Origin of the sequence: Actinoplanes octamycinicus (assembly GCF_014205225.1) — a bacterium.
GTDB lineage: Bacteria > Actinomycetota > Actinomycetes > Mycobacteriales > Micromonosporaceae > Actinoplanes > Actinoplanes octamycinicus.
In genome coordinates, this window is the sequence record NZ_JACHNB010000001.1 from 1,068,601 (window position 1) to 1,094,244 (window position 25,644).

The 25,644-nt window shown below is 73.0% G+C and carries 21 protein-coding genes; 10 read left to right on the top strand and 11 right to left on the bottom strand.

Annotated elements, in window-relative coordinates; genetic code table 11:
• The first annotated feature begins 143 nt into the window (after positions 1-143).
• Together BJY16_RS04670 and BJY16_RS04675 are read left to right on the top strand one after the other, a co-directional pair.
• Entirely contained in the window at positions 144-1,523 is a 1,380-nt protein-coding gene (locus tag BJY16_RS04670; RefSeq protein ID WP_203758983.1) for a glycosyltransferase, read from the top strand.
• Positions 1,520-3,703, top strand: a complete 2,184-nt coding sequence (locus BJY16_RS04675) for a glycosyltransferase family protein (RefSeq protein WP_185037889.1) — start codon at positions 1,520-1,522, stop codon at positions 3,701-3,703. Before BJY16_RS04670 ends, BJY16_RS04675 begins: the two co-directional genes overlap by 4 nt.
• Here the strand turns inward: BJY16_RS04675 and BJY16_RS48275 are convergent.
• The 3 genes from BJY16_RS48275 to BJY16_RS04690 are packed head-to-tail and all read right to left on the bottom strand — an operon-like array spanning position 3,651 to position 7,329.
• The gene (locus BJY16_RS48275; protein ID WP_185037890.1) at positions 3,651-5,171 is read right to left on the bottom strand and encodes a glycosyltransferase family 2 protein; all 1,521 of its coding nucleotides are present in this window, start codon (positions 5,169-5,171) and stop codon (positions 3,651-3,653) included. The genes BJY16_RS04675 and BJY16_RS48275 overlap by 53 nt on opposite strands.
• Positions 5,172-5,191: 20 nt before the next feature.
• Positions 5,192-6,250 (bottom strand): Gfo/Idh/MocA family protein, encoded by a 1,059-nt coding sequence (locus BJY16_RS04685; RefSeq protein ID WP_185037891.1) that lies wholly within the window; start codon positions 6,248-6,250, stop codon positions 5,192-5,194.
• Positions 6,247-7,329 (bottom strand): DegT/DnrJ/EryC1/StrS family aminotransferase, encoded by a 1,083-nt coding sequence (locus BJY16_RS04690; protein WP_185037892.1) that lies wholly within the window; start codon positions 7,327-7,329, stop codon positions 6,247-6,249. Before BJY16_RS04690 ends, BJY16_RS04685 begins: the two co-directional genes overlap by 4 nt.
• Before the next feature lie 156 nt (positions 7,330-7,485).
• Here BJY16_RS04690 and BJY16_RS04695 point away from each other — a divergent pair, with 156 nt between their 5' ends.
• Positions 7,486-7,971 (top strand): NUDIX hydrolase, encoded by a 486-nt coding sequence (locus tag BJY16_RS04695; RefSeq protein WP_185037893.1) that lies wholly within the window; start codon positions 7,486-7,488, stop codon positions 7,969-7,971.
• A gap of 30 nt (positions 7,972-8,001) precedes the next feature.
• Here the strand turns inward: BJY16_RS04695 and upp are convergent, their stop codons facing one another.
• A complete protein-coding gene (gene upp, locus BJY16_RS04700) occupies positions 8,002-8,634 on the bottom strand; it encodes a uracil phosphoribosyltransferase (RefSeq protein ID WP_185037894.1) in 633 nt (210 codons plus the stop codon).
• A 60-nt stretch (positions 8,635-8,694) separates the two neighbouring features.
• Between upp and deoC the strand changes: the two genes are divergently transcribed.
• The 6 genes from deoC to BJY16_RS04730 all read left to right on the top strand — a co-directional run bounded on the left by deoC (position 8,695) and on the right by BJY16_RS04730 (position 16,111).
• Positions 8,695-9,624, top strand: coding sequence for a deoxyribose-phosphate aldolase (gene deoC / locus BJY16_RS04705; protein ID WP_185037895.1), 930 nt, complete (start codon positions 8,695-8,697; stop codon positions 9,622-9,624).
• A gap of 109 nt (positions 9,625-9,733) precedes the next feature.
• Positions 9,734-11,158, top strand: a complete 1,425-nt coding sequence (locus BJY16_RS04710) for an aldehyde dehydrogenase family protein (protein WP_185046266.1) — start codon at positions 9,734-9,736, stop codon at positions 11,156-11,158.
• Between the two features lie 31 nt (positions 11,159-11,189).
• Positions 11,190-11,996, top strand: coding sequence for an aldehyde dehydrogenase family protein (locus tag BJY16_RS04715; RefSeq protein WP_185046267.1), 807 nt, complete (start codon positions 11,190-11,192; stop codon positions 11,994-11,996).
• Between the two features lie 114 nt (positions 11,997-12,110).
• Positions 12,111-12,992, top strand: a complete 882-nt coding sequence (locus tag BJY16_RS04720) for a SatS C-terminal domain-containing protein (protein WP_185037896.1) — start codon at positions 12,111-12,113, stop codon at positions 12,990-12,992.
• A 64-nt stretch (positions 12,993-13,056) separates the two neighbouring features.
• The gene (locus BJY16_RS04725; RefSeq protein ID WP_373873435.1) at positions 13,057-15,357 is read left to right on the top strand and encodes a transposase; all 2,301 of its coding nucleotides are present in this window, start codon (positions 13,057-13,059) and stop codon (positions 15,355-15,357) included.
• A 61-nt stretch (positions 15,358-15,418) separates the two neighbouring features.
• Complete coding sequence (locus BJY16_RS04730) at positions 15,419-16,111, top strand: HAD family hydrolase (protein WP_185037897.1); 693 nt, start codon at positions 15,419-15,421, stop codon at positions 16,109-16,111.
• 110 nt (positions 16,112-16,221) lie between these two features.
• Here the strand turns inward: BJY16_RS04730 and BJY16_RS04735 are convergent, their stop codons facing one another.
• The 5 genes from BJY16_RS04735 to BJY16_RS04755 form a co-directional block, all read right to left on the bottom strand.
• Positions 16,222-16,812, bottom strand: a complete 591-nt coding sequence (locus BJY16_RS04735) for a GTP-binding protein (RefSeq protein WP_043512997.1) — start codon at positions 16,810-16,812, stop codon at positions 16,222-16,224.
• Position 16,813: 1 nt separating this feature from the next.
• Positions 16,814-17,194, bottom strand: a complete 381-nt coding sequence (locus BJY16_RS04740; RefSeq protein WP_185046269.1) for a DUF742 domain-containing protein — start codon at positions 17,192-17,194, stop codon at positions 16,814-16,816.
• Between the two features lie 89 nt (positions 17,195-17,283).
• Positions 17,284-17,688, bottom strand: a complete 405-nt coding sequence (locus BJY16_RS04745) for a roadblock/LC7 domain-containing protein (protein WP_014447580.1) — start codon at positions 17,686-17,688, stop codon at positions 17,284-17,286.
• Positions 17,685-21,224, bottom strand: coding sequence for a sensor histidine kinase (locus BJY16_RS04750; RefSeq protein WP_185037898.1), 3,540 nt, complete (start codon positions 21,222-21,224; stop codon positions 17,685-17,687). The genes BJY16_RS04745 and BJY16_RS04750 overlap by 4 nt, the downstream gene beginning before the upstream one ends.
• Before the next feature lie 456 nt (positions 21,225-21,680).
• Positions 21,681-22,802: an adenosine deaminase gene (locus BJY16_RS04755; protein WP_185037899.1), complete on the bottom strand. Its 1,122-nt coding sequence runs from the start codon at positions 22,800-22,802 to the stop codon at positions 21,681-21,683.
• A 26-nt stretch (positions 22,803-22,828) separates the two neighbouring features.
• On the opposite strand from BJY16_RS04755, the gene BJY16_RS04760 reads away from it, so the two are divergent.
• Entirely contained in the window at positions 22,829-23,659 is an 831-nt protein-coding gene (locus BJY16_RS04760; protein ID WP_185037900.1) for a putative RNA methyltransferase, read from the top strand.
• Here BJY16_RS04760 and BJY16_RS04765 read toward each other — a convergent pair.
• Both BJY16_RS04765 and BJY16_RS04770 read right to left on the bottom strand, forming a co-directional pair.
• Positions 23,656-24,336: a DUF4272 domain-containing protein gene (locus BJY16_RS04765; RefSeq protein ID WP_185037901.1), complete on the bottom strand. Its 681-nt coding sequence runs from the start codon at positions 24,334-24,336 to the stop codon at positions 23,656-23,658. The genes BJY16_RS04760 and BJY16_RS04765 overlap by 4 nt on opposite strands.
• Before the next feature lie 6 nt (positions 24,337-24,342).
• Positions 24,343-25,620 carry a thymidine phosphorylase gene (locus BJY16_RS04770; protein ID WP_185037902.1) on the bottom strand — a complete coding sequence of 426 codons (1,278 nt, stop codon included), beginning with the start codon at positions 25,618-25,620 and terminating at the stop codon, positions 24,343-24,345.
• Positions 25,621-25,644: the final 24 nt, after the last annotated feature.

Below are 25,644 nucleotides of genomic sequence, written 5' to 3' on the forward strand. Positions count from 1 at the left end.
TGGCCTCGGCCACGTCCATCGCGTTCTCTTTTCCGTCGAAAAAGCCCACGCGGGCGAAGAAGGATCTCCGTAAAACGTATGATTCTGGACAAAGGTAACCGCCGAACAGGGCACCCTCCGGCTACGACATGGGCTGAACCACCATGGAAAAACCGCACCACTCGATCGGTCGTCGCTGGGCGCGGGTGACCGGCCCCCGCCGCCGGCCGGATCACCGCCGTCCGCACGCCTACTACCTGGCCATCGGCTTCCCACCGGCGGCGAAGAGTTCGGCGTACCGGATGCGGGAGACCGCCAACCAGCTGTACGCGCACGGCTGGGACGTGACCGTGCTGACCATCTGCCAGGAGGCCTGGGAGCGCGAGTTCGGCCTGGACCACAGCCTCTCCGCGGACGTGCACCCGGCGATCCGGGTGGTCGAGCTGCCGCTGTGGCGCGACGAGCTGGACACCGAGATCCGCAACTTCTCCCGGGCCCGGTCGCTCGACCCGGCCGGCTGGGCGGCTCAGGCCCGGCACGACCGGCTGGCCACCTTCCCGGAGCCGTCGTTCGGCGGCTGGGCGCCGGCGCTCACCGAGGCGATCCTCCGGCTGCACCGGCGGGACCCGGCCGACCTGCTGGTCACCACCTGCGCGCCGTACGTGACCCTGGCCGCCACCTGGGCGCTCTGGGAGCGGCACCGGGTGCCGTACGTGGTCGACTTCCGGGACGGCTGGTCAATCGACGTGATCGGCGGCGGGGTGGCCTTCCCGCCCGGCTCGATCGCCGGGCGCTGGGAGAGCCGGGTGCTCGGCTCGGCGCTGGAGGTGTGGACGGTCAACGACCCGATCGCCGAGCACTACCGGCAGCGCTACCCGGCGATCGCCGGCCGGGTGCACGTGGTGCGCAACGGCTACGACCAGGACAGCGTCCCGCGGGCGTTCCGGGCCCCGGACCCGGAGCGCGGGCTGCGGTTCGGCTACCTGGGGACGATCACCTTCCCGGTGCCGCTGCTGGCCGCGGTGCTGGACGGCTGGCGGATCGCCCGGGTGGAGGACCCGCTGATCGCGAACGCCACCTTCGAGCTGCGCGGGCACATCGGGGCGGGTGCCGCGCGCGAGGACAACGCGTACGCGGAGATGCTGCGCGCGGCCGCGCCGGACGGCGTCCGGTTCGCCGGCCCGGTCCCGAAGGCCGAGGTCGCCGCGGTCTACGGCGGGTGGGACGCGCTGGTCTTCATCGTGACCGGCGGCCGGTACATGACCTCCGGAAAGGTCTACGAGGCCTACGCCAGCGGACTGCCGGTGGTCTCCGCGCACGAGCCGGACCACGACGCCTCGTTCGTGCTGGACGGCAACCCGCTCTGGACCGGCGCGGCCGGGACCGACGCCGACCGGCTGGCCGAGTCGTTCAAGACAGCCGCCAAGCTGGCCGTGACGGCCACGCCGGAGCAGCGCGCGGCGACCCGGGCGGCGGCCGCCCGGTTCGCCCGGGCCGCCCAGCTCGCGCCGGCCGTCCGCCGGGTGACCGAGGCGGTCCGATGACCCGGGTCCTGATCGTCAGCAACGGGGTGCCCGGCCGGCCCGGCGTGCTCACCGACGCGCTGCACCGGATGCGCGAGTCCGGCGCCCTGGTCACCCTGGTCTCCGGCGCGCCGGCCGAGAAGGTCGCGCTGCCCGGCGGCGGCGCGGCGGTGCACGCCCTGCGGCCCGCCAAGCAGCTGCCCCGGCCGGACAAGCGGGCGTACCCGGCGGCCGGCAAGGGGCGCAAGCTCTGGCTCCGGGCCCGGCACGACCACCGGCTGCGCGGCCTGGTCCGGGCCGCCGACGTGCTGGTCGCGCTGGACCAGCACGCGGTGCACACGGTCTGGCAGTTCGCCCGGCGCAACCGGGCCGCCGACGCGGTCTTCGGGCTCGCCCCGGCGCTGCGCGCGGTCGCCACCCGGGCCACCGAGCCGGGCCGGTACCGGCTGCGCCGGGTGCTGCGCGCCGGACCGTCGCCGGCGGTGGCCGCCGAGGCGCTCGGCGAGCGGGTGGACCGGCTGGTGGAGCGGGTCGCCCGCAAGGGCGCCGGCCGCCGGGTGCTGCGCGACCCGCGCGGCCGGCGGGCCTGGCGGCTGCTGCTCGGCGCGCCGCTGCTCGGCGACGAGCGCCGGCTGCGCTGGACCGAGCGGGTCGCCGGCCGGCTCGGGGAACTGGGCCTGCCGGGCGAGGCCGGCCTGGTCCGGGCTGCCGCCGCCCGGCGCGCCCGGCCCAGCGTGGCCACGGCGGACAGCCTGGAGGCGGCGGCGCAGGCCGAGTTCGCGGCCGGCCGGATCCCGGTGTTCCTGCGCGAGGCGGCGGCCGCCCAGTTGCACCTGGCTGACCGCGCGCTGGCCCGGGACGACCTGGCCGAGGCGACCCGGCGGTTCGCCAAGGTGATCCCGTTGCTGTTCAACCGCGCGGTGCATTTCGACTCGCTGACGTCGCCGAGCGCGCGGGATCCGTACCGATATCTCGGCGATCTGCACGCCAGCGCGACCGGACAGGCCCTCGCCGCCCCGCGTGGCCGGCGGGTCCCGGCGGCCGCGCCGCCGGCCGGGCGGCCGCACCGGCTGCTCTTCGTCACGCACACCAACGTCTACTTCCTCACCGAGATCATCGAGCGGTACCGGAACCGCCCGGACGTCGAGGTGCGGCACCTGGAGCTCACCGCGGACCCGGAGGTCACGCTGCTCGGCAAGCAGACCGGGCGGCTGATCCGGCACCAGCTCAGCGGCGCCTCGGACTACGGCGACGCGCTGCGCCAGGTGTTCGCGCCGGACCTGGCGTGGGCCGACACGGTCTTCGTCGACTGGTGTCTGGGGCACGCCGCGATGCTGGCCACCCTCGACCCCGGCACCGCCCGGGTGATCGTCCGGCTGCACAGCTACGAGGCGTTCACCGTCTTCCCGCACCTGCTCGACCTGTCCCGGGTGGACGACCTGGTGTTCGTCTCCGAGCCGCTGCGCGAGTTCGCCACCGCGGCGGTTCCCCGGCTCCGCGGGCCCGGCGCCCCGCGCACCCCGGTGGTCACCAACGCGGCCCGGCTGGACCGCTACCGCCGGCCGAAGCCGGACGCCGCCCGGTTCACCCTCGGCCTGGTCGGGGTGGGCGCGATCGCCAAGGACCCGCGCTGGGCCTTCCAGGTGCTGCGCGAGCTGCGCCGGCACGACGAGCGGTACCGGCTGGTGCTGATCGGCAAGGACCTGGACGAGGGGCCGAACCCCACCTCGGCGGCCTACTTCGCCGACTACGCCGCGGACCTGGCCGACCTGGAGGGGCGGGGCCTGCTGCGCCGCACCGGGCAGACCGACGACGTGCCGGGCGCGCTCACCGAGGTCGGCGTGGTGCTCAGCAGCTCGGTCCGGGAGAGCTTCCACCTCGGCCTGATCGAGGGCGCGGCCAGCGGGGCGGTGCCGGTGGTCCGGGACTGGCCGTTCTTCGCCGGGCAGCGGGCCGGCGCGCGGAGCATCTTCCCGGCCGGCTGGGTGGTCCGCGACCCGGCCGAGGCGGTCCGGCGGATCCTGGCCGGCACCGCCACCGCGGACGTCTGGCGGGCGGCCGGCGCGGCCGCCGCCGAGCACGCCCTGGCCACCTGGGACTGGTCGGTGACCGCCGGGCAGTACGACGAGCTGATCCTGGGCGAGCGGCTCAGCCCCGGACCAGGGTCCGGCGCAGCCGGGCCGCCATCCGCCGCACGGTGATCCGCCGGACCTCGACCCCGACCCGGCCGTCCGGCCCGCACACCACGCCGACCAGGAAGAGGCGTCCGCCGAGCCGGTGCAGCCGGCGCCCGGCCGCGGACACGTCGGAGGCGGTCACCGGATAGCGCCGGGCGCCCCGGCGGAAGGTGATGTCCCGGAACCGGCCGTGCGACTCGCCGCGCACCAGGTCGTCGACCGGGATCGCGGCGGCGGCCGTCGCCCGGCTCAGCTCGGCCGGCGCGCTCGGCCCGCGCCGCACCTGCACCGCCGGCGCCGGCTCGCCGTCCTGCCGCGGGATCCAGGTGGGCCAGCGCAGCAGCAGCGCCGGGCGGCCGTCCGGGCAGCGGCCCCAGCCGAGCGTGGCCGGGCCGTCCTGCCGGTCCAGCGCGATCGCCTCGGCGGTGGCGTCGAACCACTCGTCCGGGAAGCCCCGGCCGGGCGCCCGGAAACCCGGGAACGCCACGTAGTAGCGGCCCCGGTCGGCGATCGCCGGACGCAGCCGGTGCTCGGCGTAGTGCCGGGCCAGCGCCAGCACGTCGTCGGCGGTGCCGTACTGGGCCACGCTGATCGCCGCCCGGTGCCGGACCGGCAGGTCGCGCCGGGCCGCCTCGGTCAGGTACGCGTCGGCCAGCTTGCGGACGCCCTGGTGGACGGTCTCCCGGTCGTCCGGGCCGGCGCTCAGGAACCGCTTGCCGAGCAGCTTGCCGACCTCCCAGGAGAAGTGCCGGACCAGCAGGTTGTGCCGGGCGCGCGGCTCGCTGACCAGGTCGGCGGCCCGGGCCAGCAGCAGTGTGGTGTCCTGCAGCAGCCGGACCGGCGGGGTCCGGAAGGTGATGTTGCTGGCGTCGGTGCGGCGCACCGCGTAGTAGAACTCGTAGCCGGTCCGGACCGCGATCCGCCGCGCGGCGAGCACCGCCCGGATCGTGAACGGCTGGTCCGAGCAGGACGCCATGTCCTCCGGGAAGCGGATCCGGTGCTCCTCGAGCAGCGCCCGGCGGAACAGCTTGGTGTTGGACAGCGCCCAGGCCAGCGGCGAGTCGGCCAGGGTGATCGCGTCCCGGTCGCCGGCCGCGAAGATCCGCTGGTCGACCTTGCGGCCGCCGGCCCCGACCAGCCGGCCGAGCACGATGTCGGCGCCGGTCTCGTCGGCCGCGCCGACCAGCCGTTCCAGCGCCTCCGGGCCGAGCCGGTCGTCGGCGCCGACGAAGAACACGTAGCGTCCGGTGGCCCGGTCCAGGGCCCGGTTGCTCGGGCCGGCCGGGCCGCCGGAGTTCGGCTGGCGCAGCACCAGCACGGTGTCCGGGTACCGGGCCGCCCAGGCGTCCAGCTCGGCGCCGCCGCCGTCGGTGGACCCGTCGTCGACCGCGATCACCTGCAGCCGGTCCGGCCCGATGGTCTGGCCGAGGATCGACTCCAGGCACTCGGTCAGGTAGGGCATCGTGTTGTAGACCGCGACCACGACGGTCACGTCCGGCACCGGCGCGGCCACTAGCCGACGGGTTCCGTGAGCCATTCCCGGGGCGACGGCGACCGGTGCCCCGGCGGGCCGACCGGCTCCCGGACGTCGATCGTGCCGCCCTCCCGGGCCGAGCGCAGCACCGCCTCGGCCACCTCCACGGTCCGCATCGCCTGGCGCAGGGTGACCGTGTCCCGGGACTCGCCGCGCACCGCGTCCCGGAACCGTTCGTGCTCGACCAGCAGCGGTTCCCGCTTCGGGATGGCGTAGCGGACCATGTCGCCCTCCGCGACGCCCCGGAAGGTGCGCAGCGCCTCCCACTCGGTGCCGACCGCGCCGTTGGCGTAGAAGGTCAGATCGGCGGTCAGCGTGTCGGCCACGAAGCTGCCCCGCTCCCCGGTGATCACGGTGGACCGCTCCTTGAACGGGCTCAGCCAGTTGACCAGGTGGTTGGCCATCAGGCCGCCCTCCAGCCCGGCCACCGCGGAGACCATGTCCTCGTGCGGGCGGCCGCTGCGGGACGCGGTCCGGGCGGAGACCTGCGCGTACGGCCGGCCGGTCACCCAGGCGGTCAGGTCGATGTCGTGGGTGGCCAGGTCCATCACCACGCCCACGTCGGCGATCCGGCCCGGGAACGGTCCCTGCCGCCGGGTGACGATCTGGTAGATCTCGCCCAGCTCGCCGGCTTCGAGGCGGGCCCGCAGGCTCTGCAGCGCCGGGTTGTAGCGCTCGATGTGCCCGACCGCGCCGATCAGGCCCCGGCTCGCGAACGCGTCGACCAGCCGCCGGGCGCCGGCCACCGTGGGCGCCAGCGGCTTCTCGATCATGGTGTGCACGCCGGCCTCGGCCAGCCGCAGCCCGATCGGCTCGTGCAGCGCGGTCGGCGAGGCCAGCACCGCGTAGTCGAGGCGCAGCGCCAGCAGCTCGTCCAGGTCGCGGACCACCGGCACGCCGGCCGGCGCGATCACTCCGGGCGCCGGGTCGAGGACGCCGACCAGCTCGACGCCGGCCAGCCCGGTCAGCACCCGGGCGTGGTTGCGGCCCATCGCGCCCAGCCCGATCAGGCCGGCCCGCAGCGTCGCCCGGCTCATGCCGGCACCGCGGCGGTGGTCACGGCCTCGACGATCCGCTCCAGCTCGGCGCCGGTCAGGGTGGGGAAGACCGGCAGGGACAGCACTTCGGCGGCCGCCCGATCGGTCTCCGGCAGGTGGTCCTTCCCGTTTTCGTACGGCCGCAGCCGGTGGATCGGCGTCGGGTAGTACACCGCACTGCCCACCCCACGCTCGGCGAGTGCCGCCTGCAACGCGTCCCGGCCGGCCGGCACCCGTACCGTGTACTGGTGGTAGACGTGCCGCGCGCCGGGCGCCACCGGCGGGGTGAGCACCCCGGTCAGGTGCCGGTCCAGGTAGGCCGCGTTGGCCCGGCGGCGCTCGGTCCACTCGGCGAGCCGGCCCAGCTGCACCCGCCCGATCGCCGCGGCCACGTCGGTGAGCCGCATGTTCGCGCCCACGATCTCGTTCTGGTACCGCTGCTCCATCCCCTGGTTGCGCAGCAGGCGCAGCCGCCGGGCCAGGTCCGGGTCGGCGGTGGTGATCATGCCGCCTTCCAGCGAGTGCATGTTCTTGGTCGGATAGAAGCTGAAACAGCCGGCCACCCCGAACGCGCCGGCCGGGACGCCGTGCAGCGCGGCGGCGTGCGCCTGGGCGGCGTCCTCCACCACGGCCAGGCCGTGCCGGTCGGCGAGCGGCATGATCCGGTCCATCGCGGCCGGGTGGCCGTAGAGGTGGACCGGCATGATCGCGACCGTGCGCGGGGTGATCGCCGCGGCCACCGCGGCCGGGTCCAGGCCGAACGAGCCGGGCTCGATGTCCGCGAAGACCGGGGTGGCGCCGGCCAGCCGGACCGCGTTGGCGGTGGCGGCGAACGAGAACGACGGGACGATCACCTCGTCGCCCGGCTTCAGGCCGAGCCCCAGCAGGGTCAGCTGCAGCGCGGAGGTGCCCGAGTTGACGGCGACGCAGTGCCGGCCGGCGACCAGCGCGGAGAACTCCTCCTCGAACGCGGCGACCTCCGGCCCCTGCACGACCAGACCGCTGCTCAGCACCCGGACCGCGGCGGCGATCTCGTCCGGCCCGATCACCGGACGGGCCGATGGAATGGACGCCGTCATCTGCGCTCCCTCACCACAGGCAGGCGGGGTCGGCCCCGCGAGTGACGGGGCGATCACCTGCTGTTACCTGGGGGTGGCGCGAGTCACGTTACAGCACCGAACGGCGCATTTTGGCTAATGTGCGTCGCGATCACCACATGTCGACGGGAGATGCGCATGCGGGCGGTACTCGCCACGCTGGGATACGTTTTGTCGCCCGATTCCTCGCGGGTCCTGATGATCCGCCGGGACACCCGGCCGGACGACATCCACTTCGGCTACTACAACGGCCTCGGCGGAAAGCTCGAACCGGACGAGGACGTGGCGTCCGGGATGCGCCGGGAGATCGCCGAGGAGGCCGGGCTGGAGTGCGGCAGGCTGGATTTCGCCGGCACCGTGTCGTGGCCCGGATTCGGGCGGGACGGGGAGAACTGGTTCGGTTTCCTCTACCGGATCCCGGAGTGGAGCGGCACGCCGAGAACGGCGAACGACGAGGGCTCGCTGCACTGGGTGGACCGGGCCGATCTGCTCGCCGGGAGACTGCCGATGTGGGAGTCGGACCGGCACTTCCTGCCGTTGGTGTTCGCCGACTCCCCCACCGTCTTCCACGGCGTGATGCCGTTCCGGGCCGGTCGGGCGGTGTCCTGGTCCTACACCGTCTGACCGGCGCGCACGGCGTACCGGAAAGGGGTCTCAGAAGCGGCGCATGCCGCCGAACTGGCGGTCGCCGGCGTCACCCAGGCCGGGCACGATGTAGGCCTTCTCGTTGAGGCCCTCGTCGATCGAGGCGGTGATCAGGCGCAGCGGGAGGCCGGAGTCCTTCAGCCGCTCGACGCCCTCCGGGGCGGCCAGCACGCAGCAGACGATGATGTCGGTGCAGCCCCGGTCGGCGAGCAGCCGGCAGCAGTGGATCAGCGAGCCACCGGTGGCCAGCATCGGGTCGAGGACCAGCACCGGCTGGCCGGAGAGGTCGGCCGGCAGCGACTCCATGTAGGCGCGCGGCTCGTGCGTCTCCTCGTCGCGGGCCAGGCCGACGAAGCCCATCGACGACTCCGGGAGCAGCGCCAGCGCGGCGTCGGCCATCCCCAGCCCGGCGCGCAGCACCGGCACGATCAGCGGCGGGTTGGCCAGCCGGGTGCCCTCGGTGGGCGCGACCGGGGTCTCGATCGGGAACTTCTCGATCGCGAAGAGGCGGGCCGCCTCGTAGACCACCATCGTGGTCAGCTCGTGCAGGGAGGCGCGGAAGACACCGGACTCGGTCTCGGTCCGGCGCATCGCGGTGAGCCGCGTCTGGGCCAGCGGGTGATCTACGACAAGGACGTCCACGGGGCTCAACCTACCGTTCACCCAAGATCAACTGATACCAGCCTGCTTAGAATCGTTCTCATGACTGCGACAGCGCCCATCGGGCTGTCCGATCTCCGCTCCTACCTGCACGGCCTCCCCGGGGTCGACAAGGTGGGCGTCGAGGCAAGGGCGGCCGCGCTCGGCACCCGATCGGTGAAGACGAGCAGCAAGGCGAAAGCGATCGACCTGGCGATCCGGATGGTCGATCTCACCACCCTCGAGGGCGCCGACACGCCCGGCAAGGTGCGCGCCCTGTGCGCGAAGGGGCGCCGGCCCGACCCGGCCGACCCCAGTTGCCCGCCGGTCGCCGCGATCTGCGTCTATCCGGCCATGGTGCCGGTGGCCGCGGCCGCGCTGGCCGGCTCCGGCGTGCACCTGGCCAGCGTGGCTACCGCGTTCCCGTCCGGCCAGGCCCCGCTGGAGGTGAAACTGGCCGACACCCGGGCCGCGGTCGCCGCCGGCGCCGACGAGGTGGACATGGTGATCAGCCGCGGCGCGTTCCTGGCCGGCGACTACGCCAAGGTGTTCGACGAGATCGTCGCGGTCAAGGAGGCGTGTGGCGGCGCGCACCTCAAGGTGATCCTGGAGACCGGCGAGCTGGCCACCTACGACAACGTGCGGCGCGCCTCCTGGCTGGCGATGCTGGCCGGCGCCGACTTCATCAAGACCTCCACCGGCAAGGTCACGGTGAACGCCACGCTGCCGATCACGCTGGTCATGCTGGAGGCGGTCCGCGACTTCCGGGCGTCGCACGGCCGGCAGGTGGGGGTCAAACCGGCCGGCGGGATCAAGAACACCAAGGACGCGATCAAGTACCTGGTGCTGATCAACGAGACGGTCGGCGATGACTGGCTGAGCCCGGACTGGTTCCGGTTCGGCGCGTCCTCGCTGCTCAACGACCTGCTGATGCAGCGCACCAAGCTGACCACCGGCCATTACTCCGGTCCCGACTACTTCACCCTGGACTGAGGACTGTGCCCGCCCAGGCGGCTCCGCCGCACGTCAAAAGCGGAAAGTCGTGGTGGAAGCCCGCCCAGGCGGCTGCGCCGCACGTCAAAAGCAGAAATTCGTGGTGAAAATGTTCGAATACGCACCCGCACCCGAGTCCCGGTCGGTCGTCTCGATCGACTCGTCCTACGGGCTGTTCATCGACGGCGCCTTCGACCCGGCCAAAGAGGGCGGCACCTTCAAAACCGTGAACCCGGCCTCCGAGGAGGTCCTCGCCGAGGTCGCCACGGCCGGCCCGGAGGACGTCGACCGGGCGGTCGCCGCGGCCCGCCGCGCCTTCGGGCCGTGGTCCGCGCTGCCCGGGCCGGAACGGGCCAAGTACCTCTTCCGGATCGCCCGGATCATCCAGGAGCGGTCCCGCGAGCTGGCCGTCCTGGAGTCGCTGGACAACGGCAAGCCGATCAAGGAGTCGCGCGACGTCGACCTGCCGCTGGTCGCCGCGCACTTCTTCTACTACGCCGGCTGGGCGGACAAGCTGGCCTACGCCGGCTTCGGCCCGGACCCGCGCCCGATCGGCGTGGCCGGCCAGGTCATCCCGTGGAACTTCCCGCTGCTGATGCTGGCCTGGAAGATCGCGCCCGCGCTGGCCACCGGCAACACCGTGGTGCTCAAGCCGGCCGAGACCACCCCGCTCTCCGCGCTGTTCTTCGCCGACGTCTGCCGGCAGGCCGAGCTGCCGCCCGGCGTGGTGAACATCGTCACCGGCGCCGGCGACACCGGGGCCTACCTGGTCGCCCACCCGGACGTGGACAAGGTGGCCTTCACCGGCTCCACCGACGTGGGCCGGGAGATCGCCCGCACGGTGGCCGGCACCGGCAAGCGGCTCAGCCTGGAGCTGGGCGGCAAGGCGGCGAACATCGTCTTCGACGACGCGCCGATCGACCAGGCGGTCGAGGGCATCGTCAACGGGATCTTCTTCAACCAGGGTCACGTCTGCTGCGCCGGGTCCCGCCTGCTGGTCCAGGAGTCGATCTTCGACCAGCTGATGGAGTCGCTCAAGCGCCGGATGGCCACGCTGCGGGTCGGTGACCCGCTGGACAAGAACACCGACATCGGCGCGATCAACTCCGCAGCGCAATTGGCGCGTATTACAGAATTGTCGGAAATCGGGGGCCAGGAGGGCGCGGAGCGCTGGTCGCCGCCGTGCGAGCTGCCCGACCGCGGGTTCTGGTTCGCCCCGACGATCTTCACCGGGGTGACCCAGGCGCACCGGATCGCCCGGGAGGAGATCTTCGGGCCGGTGCTCTCGGTGCTCACCTTCCGCACCCCGGCCGAGGCGGTCGAGAAGGCGAACAACACGCCGTACGGGCTGTCCGCCGGCATCTGGACCGAGAAGGGCTCCCGGATCCTGGCCGTGGCCGACAAGCTGCGCGCCGGGGTGGTCTGGGCCAACACGTTCAACAAGTTCGACCCGGCGTCGCCGTTCGGCGGCTACAAGGAGTCCGGTTACGGGCGCGAGGGTGGCCGGCACGGCCTGGAGGCGTACCTTGCCTAAGACATCGAAAGCGGTGGCCGGCGCGGAACCCGTGCGCCTGGCCGTCCGCAAGACCTACAAGCTCTACATCGGCGGCAAGTTCCCGCGCAGCGAGTCAGGACGGACCTACGTGGCAGACGGCGACAACGTGGCCCTCGCCTCGCGCAAGGACGCCCGTGACGCGGTGGTCGCGGCCCGGGCGGCACAGGGCGGCTGGGCCGGCGCCACGGCGTACAACCGCGGCCAGGTGCTCTACCGGGTGGCCGAGATGGTGGAGGCGCGCCGGGCCGAGTTCACCGCGCTGGGCGTCCCCGGCGCCGAGCTGGACGTCGCGGTGGACCGCTGGGTCTGGTACGCCGGCTGGTCCGACAAGATCGCCCAGGTGGCCGGCGGGGCGAACCCGGTGGCCGGCCCGTTCTTCAACATCTCCGCGCCGGAGCCGACCGGCGTGGTCGCGGTCGTCGCCCCGGCCGGCCTGCTCGGGCTGGTCAGCGTGATCGCCCCGGCGATCGTCACCGGCAACACCGCGGTGGTGCTGGCCGCCGACCCGCAGATCGCGATCACCCTGGCCGAGGTCTTCGCCACCTCGGACGTGCCGGGCGGCGTGGTGAACATCCTCACCGGGCGCTACGCCGAGACCGCGCCCTGGCTGGCCGCGCACGCCGACGTGAACGCCCTGGACCTGACCGGGGTGGAGCACCCGGACCTGGCCGCCGAGCTGGAGCGGGCCGCGGCCGGCACGCTGAAGCGGGTGATCCGGCCGGCCACCGGTCCGGTGGATTTCACCGCCGACCCCGGTCTGAAACCGATGACCGCGCTGTTGGAGACCAAGACGGTCTGGCACCCGAAGGGTTATTAGGCCCGCGCTGAGGAAAGTGGAGGGGACGGGGCCGCTGTCACACAGCGTTGCGGACTAGGGTATGTGCCCGTAGTCACCCGTCCGCCCACCCTCAGATCAACCCGGAGGTCAACCGTGACCAGCCAGTCCGACGAGCCCGAGGCGTCCGCGCCGGTGGCCGAGAAGTCCTCAGCGGAAGGACTCAACGGGCGTGAGCTCTGGGAGGAGGTCCGCGTCGAGCCGGTCGAGATCGCTCTCCCCGGCAGTGTCGGCCTGACCCTCCGGGCGTACCGGAAGGTCTCCGAGCTGACCCCGACCGAGATCGAGGCCGAGGAGGACGACCCCTTCGACACGCGCAAGCGCGCCGCCCTGGACGAGGACGGCGAGGAGGGCGTCATCGTCGACGAGGAGTACGAGGCGCTGCTCGCCGAGGGCGACGAGGACGAGAAGTCCGGCGACGAGACGTCCGACAAGGCCGAAGGGTCCGACTCCGACGACGAGTCGGAGGAGGCCAAGGGCCAGCCGGACGACGAGGAAGTACCCATGTTCCTCAGTCACAAGGGCCGCCTGCTCGCCTTCAAGAACGCCGAAGCGCTGGTCTCCTTCATTCGTTCGGGTGCTCCGCACGATCTCGCACAATTGGACACCTGGGGCGACCTGGCGGAGCGGGTACAGTCGAGCGACATCGACCCGCTGCCGGAGGAGCGCTACGAACTCGACCTCGTGGTGGAGAACCTGCGTGGCGGGCACGACACGTGGGATCTGCCGCTGTTGATCGCGGCCGGCGAGGTGTCCCGGGATCTCGGGTACGCGCTCCGGCTCAAGCCGGTGATCCTGGCCCTGTCGCCCGGTTCCCCGCTCGACGACCTGGACGAGTCCCTCCGTGCCGCGCAGAGCGGTGGTATGGGCGGTTTCTTCGGTCGTCGGCGATTGAAGAAAATCGGGGCACAACAGGCGAGTCTCGGCTGGCGTTCGGTGATCGGCAAGATCTCTGCTGCTGTGGACTGGCGTGACTGACCGATTACCAGGGAACATCAGTCCTTGGCCACAGAGAAGCACTCCCGGGGAGGAGGACGACGCCGTGGCGCTCGTGCGCGTGTACTGCGGTCTGGCGTCGGCTGATGATTCGGTGCGTTCGGCCTCGGCCGCGCCGCTGACCATCGCCGTGGTGGACGACGCAGGCCGGCTGCTCGGCGTCCATGAGATCAGCGACGACCCGGCGGGTTATGCCCAGCTGGGGACGCTTCTCGTGGAACGGACGACGGGATTCAGCGACGCGGCGGTGGCCGCCGACAGTGACGACCACATCGTCACCTCGCTGCTGACCGCCGCCGGCCGGCCGCTGGTCGTGGTCGACGACGACGACGCCGACGACTTCGCCGAGCGCTTCTCGGACGACGACTCCCCCGAGGAGATCAACGCCCCGGCCGCCGCCCGGCGGGCGGTCGGGCTGGCCCGGGCCCTGCAGGCCGGCGCGATCGCCGCGGTGACCCTCCCCGCGCCGCGCGAGCTGGTCAGCTACAAGCCGGTCCTGGCCGCCCACGTGGCCATGCTGGTCGGGCGGAACGCGTCCGCGGTGGCGCTCCGCGAGGTGCTCCGCGAGCTCTACCCGGCCGCCCTGCGGGCCTACCCGGACCCGGCGCACCCGCTGGCCATGGCGGTCCTGGAGGCGGTCCCCGAGCCCGGCCGGCTGACCGGCCGGGGCGGCGACCCGGCCCAGGCCGTGCAGGACGTCGCCACCACGCTCGCCCGCTCCGGCGCCGGTGACCGGGACCAGGTGGTCGCCGCGGTCACCGCGCTGCAGGTGGCGATCAGCGAGTCGCCGCGCCGTGGCGGGGTCAACAAGTCGCTGGCGCCGGCCGCCGCCGAGGCGGTCCGGCACGCCATCGCCGCGGTCCGCACCTGCGACGAGGCCTGCGCCGCGCTGGTCGGCACGCTCGCCGCCCGCGGCGGCAGCCCGGCCGCCGAGCCGAATGTCGGCCGTCGCGCCGCCCGCCGGGCCGCCGAGCCCGCCGGGCTGCCGGCCCCGGCCGCCCCGGTCGAGGCGCCGTCCCGGTTCGGCCGTCGTGGCCGTCCCGAGCCGGCCGTCGCCGGCCTGGGCACCGGCCCGGCCACCCCGCAGCCGATGAACGCTCCGCCGGTCGCCCCGGACCCGATCGCGCCGCCGCCGGTGGCGCCGGCCGCGGCCAACGGGCTCCCCAGCCGGTCCGGCGCGCCGGGCAACCGGCCGGTGTCGGTGCCCCCGCCCCCGCCGGGCATGACACCGATCACCCCGGGCACCCGGCCGGTGCCGGGCAGCCGGACGCCGGGTGGCCTGTCCACCCCGGTCTCGCCGGCGGCGCGCAACCCGGTCTCGGCCGGCGGCACGCCGAGTCCGGCCGACGCGGGCGAGCCGTTCCGCGCCACGCTCACCCACGCCGAGCTCAACCGGGCGCGGGCCGAGCGGCAGCGCACGGTGATCCCGGCCCGGCCGAACACGCGGACCACCCCGCCGCCCGCCGCGGCGGCCGGGACCACGACCGGCCCGACCGACTTCAGCCTGCCGATGCCGACGCCGCGTCCCGCCCAGGAGACGACGCCGGAGCCCGGCTCCCGGGCGAACTGGCCGCTGCTGAACGCCGGTGGCGACGACGCCGCGGTCAGCCCGCCGGTCTCGCCGGCCGCCTCCGGCGCCACGTCGTACGGGTCGGCCGCCGCCTCGGTCAGCCCGGCCGGTGGCGCCGAGGGCCGGATCCGGCCGCCGTGGCAGGACATGCCGAAGGAGCCGCCCGCCCTGCGGCTGGTGGAGTCCCAGCTCAACGGCGGTGGCCGGGCCAAGCTGCCGGGTCTCGACCAGCTCGGCGACCCGCCCCCGCTGCGGGTCGTCGACGGTGGCGCCCGCGGCGCCGACAGCCTGCCGCCCAGGGTGACCGCGCTGGACCGCAGCGCCACCCCGCCGGTCCCGGCCGACGGCAGCGACGGCGACCTGCTGATCTTCGCGGCCGCCCGGTCCGCCTGGTTCACCGGCGGTCCCTCCGGCGACTCGGGCAGCGTCGACTGGGCGAACCCGAACGACAGCGGCTGGCGTGCCGCGGAGAAGGCGGCCACCCCGGCCGTCGCCGCGGAGACCTCGGCCGGCCTGCCCAAGCGGGTGCCCCAGGCCAACCTGGTGCCCGGCTCCCCGCTGCGCGAGGAGCGGCCGCTGCGGATCGTCCGGGACGCGGCGTCGATCGCCGCGCACACCACCGGGTACTTCCGTGGCTGGCGGCGCGGTCAGGAGATCGGCGGCTTCGCGATGGGTGGCCGCCCGGGCCGCGAGGCGGCCGGCGGGTGGGACTTCACCCGGGACCGTGAGGGCGCCGACGAGTACCGCAACAACGGCGCCGGTTACGGCGGCCGCTGACAGATCCGGCTCGACGAGGCCGAGTTCACCTTCCGGTGAGCTCGGCCTCTACTGTTCCGGCATGCGAGCGGTCATTTTCGACTTCTTCGGTACGCTCAGCGACCCCTCCGCCGAGGCCGAGCGGCTCGGCACGTTCGCCGTCACCGCGGCCGCCCTGGGGGTGCCGGCCGACCGGTTCGGCGCGGTGATGGCGGCGACCTTCCGGCGCCGGGCGACCGGCGAGCACGGCGGGACCCGGGACACCCTGCTGGCGATGGCCCGGGCGTGCGGGGTGGAACCGGGCGAGGCGCAGCTCGACGCGGCGCTGGCGAGCCACCGCGCGGGCGCTCAGATCGTCCGCAGGCCCCGTCCGGAGGCGCTGGCGGTACTGGACCGGGTACGCGAGCTCGGTTACGTCCTGGGGCTTCTCAGCGACTGTTCCAGTGAACTGTGCGAGGCGTGGGCGGAAACGCCGTACGCGGCCCGGATCGACGCCCCGGTCTTCTCCTGGCGCGAGGGCCGGCTCAAGCCCGACCCGCGGCTGTACGCCACGGTCGCCGAGCGGCTCGGCGTCGCCCCGGCGGAGTGCTGGTTCGTCGGCGACGGCGGCGGCCGGGAGCACCACGGCGCCCGGCAGGCCGGGATGCGGCCGGTGCTGATCACCAACGACGCCTACCCGGAGGTCCGGCACCTGCGCGCCGACCCGGACAGCTACCTGCCGCCGGACCGGCTGCCGGACCTGACCGGGCTGCCCGCACTGCTCGGACCGGCCTGACCACTCTCGGTCAACGGTGACTCACCGTCGTCGATCCACTGCGTGGCGCACCGGACCGGAGACGCGCGAAAGCCCCGCTCCGGCTCGCGGAGCGGGGCTTTCACCGATCGTCAGGCGGGCGCTACCGCGCGCGTGCGACGCATCGTCAGCACATACTCGACGAGCGAGATGAGGACGTTTTTCGTCGACTCACGGTTGCGGGCGTCGCAGCTCACCACCGGCACGTCGCTCGAGATCGCCAGCGCGTCCCGGACGTCCTGCGGGTTGTGGTACTGCATGCCGTCGAAGCAGTTGATCGCCACCAGGTACGGCAGGCGACGGTGTTCGAAGAAGTCGATGGCGGCGAAGCAGTCGGCGAGCCGACGCGTGTCCACCATGACCACCGCACCGATCGCGCCCCGCACCAGCTCGTCCCACATGAACCAGAACCGGGTCTGGCCGGGGGTGCCGAACAGGTACAGGATCAGATCGCGATCGATGCTGATCCGGCCGAAGTCCATGGCGACGGTGGTGGTCATCTTGCCCGGCACCTGCCGGTTGTCATCGACGCCCACACCGGCCGAGGTCATGATCGCCTCGGTCGTCAGTGGGGTGATCTCCGAGACCGAGCCCACCAGCGTCGTCTTACCGACGCCGAAGCCACCGGCGATGACAATCTTCGCCGATGTCACGCGTCCGCCCGCAGCGGGACGTTGCGACATGTCAGAGCCTGCGAAGTCCACTCAGCACCCTTTCCAGCAGTTCCGTGCCTACCGCGTCGGTCTCGTCCTCTAGCGAGGTGGGCTCGTACACCGCGAGCAGGCCGTCAGAGGCCATGTCGGCGACGATCACACGTGCCACACCGAGCGGCAGTTGCATGCGTGCGGCGATCTCGGCCAGCGACTGAACTCGGCCGCCGTCGCACATCGCCGCGATGTACTGATGCTCGCTTCCACCCTGCCCGCCGCGGATCATTCCCGATCGCCCGCGCACGGTTGTCTCGACCAGCGCTTCCAGCGCTATCTCAAGTTTGGGCCGGGTTCGACCACGGGTCACGGCATACGGCCTGACCAGCGCGCCGGTCGGCTCATCGCGTTCAGGCATTGTCACCGTCAACCCCTCCCTCGGCCACTCGAAGTGTATTGGTTCTCAAGTTTTTGGACAGTAGCCGGATGGGCCGGCTCACCGCGCCTTCAGCCCAGCACCCCGGCCGCGGAACGCGGCGCGGGAGTCAGCGCCTCGCCGACGCGGTCGACCAGCAGGGCCATCTCGTAGCCCACCTGCCCGACGTCGCAGCTGCGAGCCGCGAGCACCGCGAACGAGGAGCCGTCAGAAATGGACATCAGGAACAGGAACCCATTGTCCATCTCCACGACCGTCTGGAGAACAGCACCGCCCTCGAAGCACCGGGCCGCGCCCTGGGTCAGGCTGACCAGGCCGGACGCGATCGCCGCGAGCTGGTCCGCACGGTCCCGGGGGAGGTCCCGCGAGGCCGCCAGGAGCAGGCCGTCGGCGGAGACCGCGATCGCGTGCGCGACCCCGGGAACGCGGTCAGCAAAGTTGGCGAGAAGCCAACCGAGATCCTGCGTAGATGTCATGCCTCATGCTCCTTGCCAGCCTGCGAGGGCTGCTGCCCTCCCGGAGTCTCCTCCAGGTTGGTCGATTGTTCCTTGGTGCGACCGCGCTGCACACCCCGGTGGTACGCGGACAGCAGACCGCGGACCCCCTCGGGCGTACGGCGCTGGACGGAGTTACCGCCCCGGTCAACACCGCCGGGGACGAGTTGCGCCATCGGCGTGCGCTTCGGAAGGCCCGCCGTGGTGGTCGTGTCGATGGCGACTTCGGACGCCTTGCGCGCGGCCGACCAGCCTTCGTCGGCCGCGGTGTGCCACGGGTTGGAGGCCGGGGCCCCGCCACCGTAGGAACCGGCACCGGCCGCCGCGGGGGCGCCGACCGTGGCCGTGTCGAACTCCCGGGCCTCCGGGGAGGCCGCCTGCTGCGGCACGCCCGCGGTCCGAGCCGGCTCGCCGGTCGGGATCCGCTGCGAGACCACCGCCTCGTCCCCGCTGCCGGAGACGGACGGCTTGCCGCTGGTCGCCTGGGTCGTGGTGAACCAGGCCGACTCGAGCTCCCGGAAGATCGGCAGCTCCATGGTCTCGTCGGCGAACGGCACCGCGCCCTCCCGGGCCGGGGCCTGCGCCGCCGCGATCTGAGCCGCCGCGGCGGCCTGCGCGTCGGCGGCCGGAGCGCTCACCGGAGCGACCGCGTCGTAGGCCGGCGGGGCCGACGCGGGCAACGCCGCCATCGGCGGGTTGACCGGACGGGCCACCTCGGGCTGCGGCTCGGCGTTCTCCGGACGGTACCGCGGGATCTCGGCGGTCATGTCGAGCGCCGCGGCGAGGTTCTCCGGGACGTGCGGGGTGGCGCTCTCCCGGTCACCGGCGACCGGCGGCCAGGCCGGCGGCGCCGAGGCGAACGGGTTCGCCGAGACCGGGTCGACCGGGGCCGCGGAGACCGGCGGCGCGGACGGGACCGGCGGGGCCGAGGTCACCGGCGGCGCCGAGGTGACCGGCGGGGCCGACGGCACCGGCGGCGCGGACACCGGCGGCATGAACGGGGTCCGGCCCTGGCTCTCCGGGTTGGCCGGGAGCTGGCGCGGAATGGTCGCGCCGAAGCCGTTCATCTCCCCGTCGGGACGCTGGTAGTCGTTGCCGTTGCGGCGCTGGGCCAGCTCGTCCAGCCCGGCGAAGCCCTGCGGGCCGGTGCTGATCGGGCCGGACGGGAGCGGCGGCAGCGGCTCGTTGCTGCGCGGGCCGAAGCCGTTCGCGCCACCGAAGCCGTTGGCGCCACCGAACCCGTTGGCCGAGCCGTTGAAGCCGTTGGAGCCGTTCGACCCGTTCAGCCCGCCGCCACCGAAACCGTTGGACGGCGCGGCGCCGGTCAGGTCGGACCAGGCCGGGACGCCACCGTTGGTGCCGTTCGCGGCGGGGTCGTACGGCCGGTTGCCGGGGAAGCCGCCGCGGCCGCTCTCCAGGGCCAGCGGCTCGCCGAACGACGGCATCGCGGCCGGCGGCGGCGCGTCGTAACCACCCGGGATGCGAGCGGAGCCGGCGCTGGCCAGGACGGAGACGGGCAGGCCCACCTCGGCGACGGTGCCACGCTCGCGGTCGGCCGGGCGGAGCTCGACCCGGACCGCGTGCCGGTTCGCCAGCCGGGCGACCACGACCAGGCCCATCATCCGGGAGACGGCGACGTCCACGGTCGGCGGGTTGGCCAGCCGCTCGTTCAGGTCGCGCAGCTGCTCGCGGCTGATGCCGATGCCGTGGTCCTCCACGGTGAGCACCGCGTTGTCGCCGACCCGGCGGGCCTCGACGAGCACGTTCGAGTTCGGCGGGGAGAAGGCGGTGGCGTTGTCGAAGAGCTCGGCGACCAGGTGGACCATGTCGTTGACGGCGTGCGCCGCCACCTCGATCTCCCGGTCGATGACGCCGAACTCGATCCGGGTGTAGTGCTCGACCTCGGACTGCGCGGCGCGCAGCACGTCGATCAGAGCGGCCGGCTCGCGCTGCACACGGGTGGAGTCGGCGCCGGCGAGGACCAGGAGGTTCTCGTCGTTGCGCCGCATCCGGGTGGCCAGGTGGTCGAGCTGGAAGAGCTCGGCCAGCCGGTCCGGGTCCTCCTCGCCGCGCTCCAGCCGGTCCAGGTGACCGATCAGCCGGTCGACCAGGATCTGCGAACGGCGGGCGAGGTTGACGAACATGGTCGCGACCGAGGCCCGCAGGGCGGCCTGCTCGGCCGCGGTCCGGACCGCCTCCAGGTGGACCGCGTTGAACGCCTCGGTCACCTGCCCGAACTCGTCCCGGCTGCGCACCGGGAGGGGCTCGGCGATCTGGTCGGCGACCTGGGCCGGCGTGAGCGACGCGGAGAGCGCCGGGTCACGCAGCCGGGACACCGCGTGCGGCAGGCCGAACTGGGCCACCGCGAGCGCGCCCTGCCGCAGCTCCCGCAGCGAGCGGGCCATCGACCGGGCGACCAGCCAGGCGAACAGGATGGCCAGCAGCAGCATGCCGAGCAGGATGCTGGTCTCGACGAAGACCCGGCGGTTCGTGGTGTTCCGCAGCTCGGTGGCCTTGGCCACGATGTCCTTGTCGAGCTTCGACTCGACCTGGCGGAACGTGTTGTTGTAGCCGGTCATCGCCTTCTCGTACTCATCCGTGGTGAGCACGTTGCGGTCGATGGTGGTGCCGGTGCTGCCGAGCAGCGGGCCGGTGAGGTTGGTGGCCTCCCGCTGCGCCGCGTTGTGGTCGGTGGTGTTGGTGAAGTACTCGAACTCGCCCTCGGCGGAGACCGACTCCAGCGTGCTCTTGGCCAGCTTGAAACCGGTGTCCGCGCTCAGGAACGCCTGACGCAGCGTCGGGGTGAATTCCTGGGCGCCGATCACCTGGTGACCGAGGTAGCGCTCGATGGAGATGTACTCCTTGGCGCGGGCCACCTCGGCGACCGCGCGGAGCCGGTCGCTCAGCGTGGTGTCGCTGGCCTGCTGGGCGGCCACGTCCCGGACCGCGAGCAGGTCGTCGATCAGCTTGGTGTACGTCCCGTCGACGCTGGTCGTGCTCTGCGTCTTGTTGGCCACCTGGCTGCGGAACGCGGCGAGGTCGGCCAGGTTGTGGTCCAGACGGGTGAGCAGGATGTCGACCCGGTCCGGCACGTCCTCCAGGGCGGCGCGCTGCTGCGCGTACGGCTGGTTGGCGGCCTCGACCTTGGGGTGCTCCTCGTTGTACTTCGCGATCCCGTACTTGAGGAGCTCGTCGTCGGGCTTGCCGCCGCGGAACTTCTTGTTCAGGTTGTCGTCGGTCGCGACGGCGATCATCATCGCGTAGGACCGCTCGGATTGAAGCTGGTCGACCAGCCCGCCGGCCGCCTCGGACAGTGCAGCGAGCGTCCGGGCGTTCTCGGCGTTGTCAGCCTCCTCGATGTGGTCGACCAGGCCGTTGACGCCGACGATGATCGTCGCCACGGTCGGGACCAGCATGATGAGGCCCAGCTTGGACCAGATGGGTAGGTCTCGCAGCCGACCCGTGGGTCGACGCAGACGCGACATGACGCCGTCCGCCTCACTAGGGCGCTTGCTCACGTCACCGTCCTCCTGATTCGGACCCGGCATTCGGCTCGCCGGGCACCGCGCACGACCGACTCGCCGGGTCGGGCCCCCGAGATTCCATCACGACGAGTGTCAAAGAGAAAGACCAGGCGGACACGGACCGGTTGTGTGACGCGATGTTGCAACGTCGCAGTTGGACATCGCCGGTCTGAAATCACTACCTGTAGAGGTGCAGGTCTCTCAAGGTCACTCACGATGTCGGCGCGGCGTTGGGGGGTGGGCGCAGGCCGACGGGTCAGATCGTAGTCGATCGCGACAGGAACGACGATGGCTCGGTGCCCCGCGATCGGCAAGGCAAGATGCCGGATTATGCCGAGTTTGTAGGCGGGAGTGTAGCCGAACGGTGGACCCGGAGAACCGGACAGGCAATTTCGACCGACGTACGTTCGCCCGTATCCCGGAAAAGCGGAATACGGGGAAAGTCGGATTTTACGCGAGCAACTTGGCGTACGCCGGCTTGATCACCTCGTTGATCAGCACCAGTCGCTCGTCGTACGGGATGAACGCCGACTTCATCGCGTTGATGGTCAGCCACTGCAGTTCCGCCCAGCCCCACCCGAACGACTCGGCGAGCAGGCTCATCTCCCGGCTCATCGAGGTCCCGCTCATCAGCCGGTTGTCGGTGTTCACGGTGACCCGGAAGCGCAGGTCGTGCAGCAGCTTGATGGGGTGCTCGGCGATCGACGCGGCCGCGCCGGTCTGCACGTTCGACGACGGGCAGAGCTCCAGCGGGATCCGCTTGTCCCGGACGTAGGCGGCGAGCCGGCCGAGCACCGGCGGGGCGGCCTGGGTTCCCCCGGTCGGGGTCACCGAACTGGGGCCGGAGGCCGCCACGGTGATGTCGTCGACCAGCCGCACGCCGTGCCCGAGCCGGTCGGCGCCGCACCACTGGATCGCCTCCCAGATCGACGGCAGGCCGAACGCCTCGCCGGCGTGGATGGTGAAGTGGAAGTTCTCCCGCTGCAGGTACTCGAAGGCGTCCAGGTGCCGGGTGGGCGGGAACCCGGCCTCGGCGCCGGCGATGTCGAAACCGACCACCCCGGTGTCCCGGAACCGGACCGCCAGCTCGGCGATCTCCTGGGACCGGGCGGCGTGCCGCATCGCGGTCAACAGGGTGCCGATCCGGATCGGGCGGCCCTGCGCGGCTGCCTCGGCGCAGCCGTCGCGGAACCCGGCGTGCACCGCCTCGACCACCTGGTCCAGCGTCAGACCGCGCTCCAGGTGCTGCTCCGGGGCATACCGCACCTCGGCGTACACCACGCCGTCGGCGGCCAGGTCGAGCGCGCACTCCCTGGCCACCCGGTGCAGGCCCTCCTCGGTCTGCATCACCGCGACCGTGTGCGCGAAGGTCTCCAGGTACCGTTCCAGCGAGCCGGAGTCGGCGGCCGCGACGAACCAGTCGCCCAGCCGGGCCGGATCGGTCTCCGGCAGCTCGTGGCCCACCGCCGCGGCCAGCTCCACGATCGTCGCCGGGCGCAGCCCGCCGTCCAGATGATCGTGGAGGAGAACCTTGGGAGCCTTGACGATGTCCGAGTGTGCGATGCCTGCCATCAGCGAAGCCTAGAGGGAACCGACCGATGATCGATGGCGCATTGCCGTACTTGTCGTGCCCGGTGTGTCGACAACCACTGGATCGACACGACCGGGCCCTGCGTTGCGCCCGCGGGCACAGCTTCGACATGGCCAAGCAGGGTTACGCCGACCTGAGCGCCGGCCGCCTCCCGCACACCGGCGACAGCGCCGAGATGATCGCGGACCGCGCCGCCTTCCTGTCCGCCGGCCACTACCGGTTCATCGCCGACGCGCTGGCGCGCGAATCAAGCCCCTTGACGGTACGCCCGGAGCCGTCCCTGATCGTCGACGCCGGCACCGGCACCGGGGACTACCTGGCCCACGTGCTCGACGCCTGCCCGGCGGCCACCGGCCTGGGCCTGGACGTGTCGAAACCGGGCCTGCGCCGGGCCGCCCGGGCGCACCCGCGGGCCGCGGCCGTGCTCACCGACCTGTGGCGCCCGCTGCCGATCGTGGACCGGGCGGCCACCGTGATCCTGAACGTCTTCGCCCCGCGCAACGGCCCGGAGTTCCACCGCGTGCTGCGCCCGGACGGCGTGCTGCTGGTGGTCACCCCGGCCGCCGACCACCTGGCCGAGCTGGTCGCCGCGCACGGCCTGATCCAGGTCGACCCGGACAAGGCGGCCCGGGTCAGCGGCGCCCTGGAGGACCACTTCCAGCCGGTCGCCACCGGCACCCACCGGCACGTGATGCGACTGACCGCCGCCGAGGTCCGCACGCTGGTCGGGATGACGCCGAGCGCCCGGCACGTCCCGGTGGCCGACCTGCCCGCCACCGACCTGACGGTGACCGCGGCGGTGGAGCTCACCGCGTACCGAAAGAAGGGTGTGGCCTAGACCGACAGGTCGACCTCTTCCCATTCCGGGGGTTTCTCGTGGTAGGGGCCGTGGAAGATGACCGCCCACTCGAGCGCCCACCGGCGCTGCCCGATCGCGTTGCTGTCCACCTCGCCGGGCAGCGGCAGGCCGGCCTGCTCGGCCTCCTGGAAGGCCCAGTCCAGGCAGTAGTAGAGATCGAGCAGCACCGCCGCCTCGGCCGCGTCCCGGACCGCGACCAGCGACCGGGACCGCCAGCGGCCGAAGGTCTCCCCGGCCGGCAGATCCGGCATCTGCGCCATCAGCTGGTCGTCCGGCGGCACCGTCGGGTCCAGGTGCCGGCCCAGGCCGAGCAGCCAGGCCAGCGCGAACACCGCGTCGTGGTGCAGCACGAACGAGCGGTGGTCACCCTTGGCCCCGATCACGAACTGCCACTCCGGCGGGGTGACCAGCTCCACCAGGTGCGACGCGAGCAGCCAGCTCATCGCCGCCTCGGTGGGCATCCCGAAGCAGCGCGCGACGACCACGTGCAGCACCGCGGCACGCGCCTCCAGCTCGGCGACCGGCCGCAGCTCGACCGTGTCGCCGAGCTCCCAGACCAGCGGGAAGCTGGGCGGCGGCAGGGGCAGCGCGAGCCGGGACAGTTCGTCCAGGCTGGCCTCGCGAACCGCGCGTGGGTCGGGGGCGGCCTTCGTCATGGTGCGTCAGGCTATGCGGTCCAGCAGGAGGCCGGCCGAGGCGGGTGCCGCCGTCCCGATCTTGATCGCGGCGGCCGCGTCGGCCCGGGCCGCCTCGATCCGGGAGGCGTCGTCGGTCCGCAGTTCGAGCAGCACGTCCCCGGCCGCCACCCGGTCCCCCGGCTTGACCTTGAGCTGCACCCCGGCGCCGAAGCTGACCGGGTCCTCCTTGCGGGCCCGGCCGGCGCCGAGCCGCCAGGCGGCCACGCCGATCCCGTACGCGTCCATCGTGGTGACCACCCCGGCGGACTCGGCGCGCAGCACCTCGGTGTGCGCCGCGGTGGGCAGCGCCGCGTCCGGATCCCCGCCCTGCGCCCGGATCATCGCCTTCCAGCTGTCCATCGCCGCGCCCGAGGCCAGCACCTTCTCCGGGTCGGCGTCCACACCGGCGGCGGCCAGCATCTCCCGCGCCAGGGCGAGGGTGAGTTCCACCACATCGGACGGTCCGCCGCCGGCCAGCACCTCGACCGACTCGGCCACCTCGTTGGCGTTGCCCACGGCCAGGCCCAGCGGCGTGCTCATGTCGGTGAGCAGCGCGACCGTGGTGACCCCGCTGTCCTTGCCGAGCCGCACCATGGTCCGGGCCAGTTCCCGCGCCTGCTCCAGGTCCTTCATGAACGCGCCGGAGCCGACCTTGACGTCCAGCACCAGCGCGCCGGTGCCCTCGGCGATCTTCTTGCTCATGATCGAGCTGGCGATCAGCGGGATCGCCTCGACCGTGCCGGTGACGTCGCGCAGCGCGTAGAGCTTGCGGTCGGCCGGGGCCAGGCCCTCACCGGCCGCGCAGATCACCCCGCCGACGTCCTGGAGCTGGGCGAGGAACTCCTGGTTGCTCAGCCGGGCCCGCCAGCCGGGAATCGACTCCAGCTTGTCCAGCGTGCCACCGGTGTGCCCGAGGCCCCGGCCGGACAGCTGCGGGACGGCCACCCCGCACGCCGCGACCAGCGGGGTCAGCGGCAGCGTGATCTTGTCGCCGACGCCGCCGGTGGAGTGCTTGTCGGCGGTCGGCCGGGACACCGCGGACAGGTCCAGCCGCTCGCCGCTGGCGATCATCGCGGCGGTCCACCGGGCGATCTCGGCGGGGCTCATGCCGCGCAGCAGGATCGCCATCGCCAGGGCGGACATCTGCTCGTCGGCGACCACGCCCTTGGTGTACGCGTCGACCACCCAGTCGATCTGCGCGTCGGACAGCGCGTGCCCGTCCCGCTTCGCCCGGATGACGTCTACGGCCGCGATGCCGCTCATGAATCCTCTTTCCAGCGCTGCGGG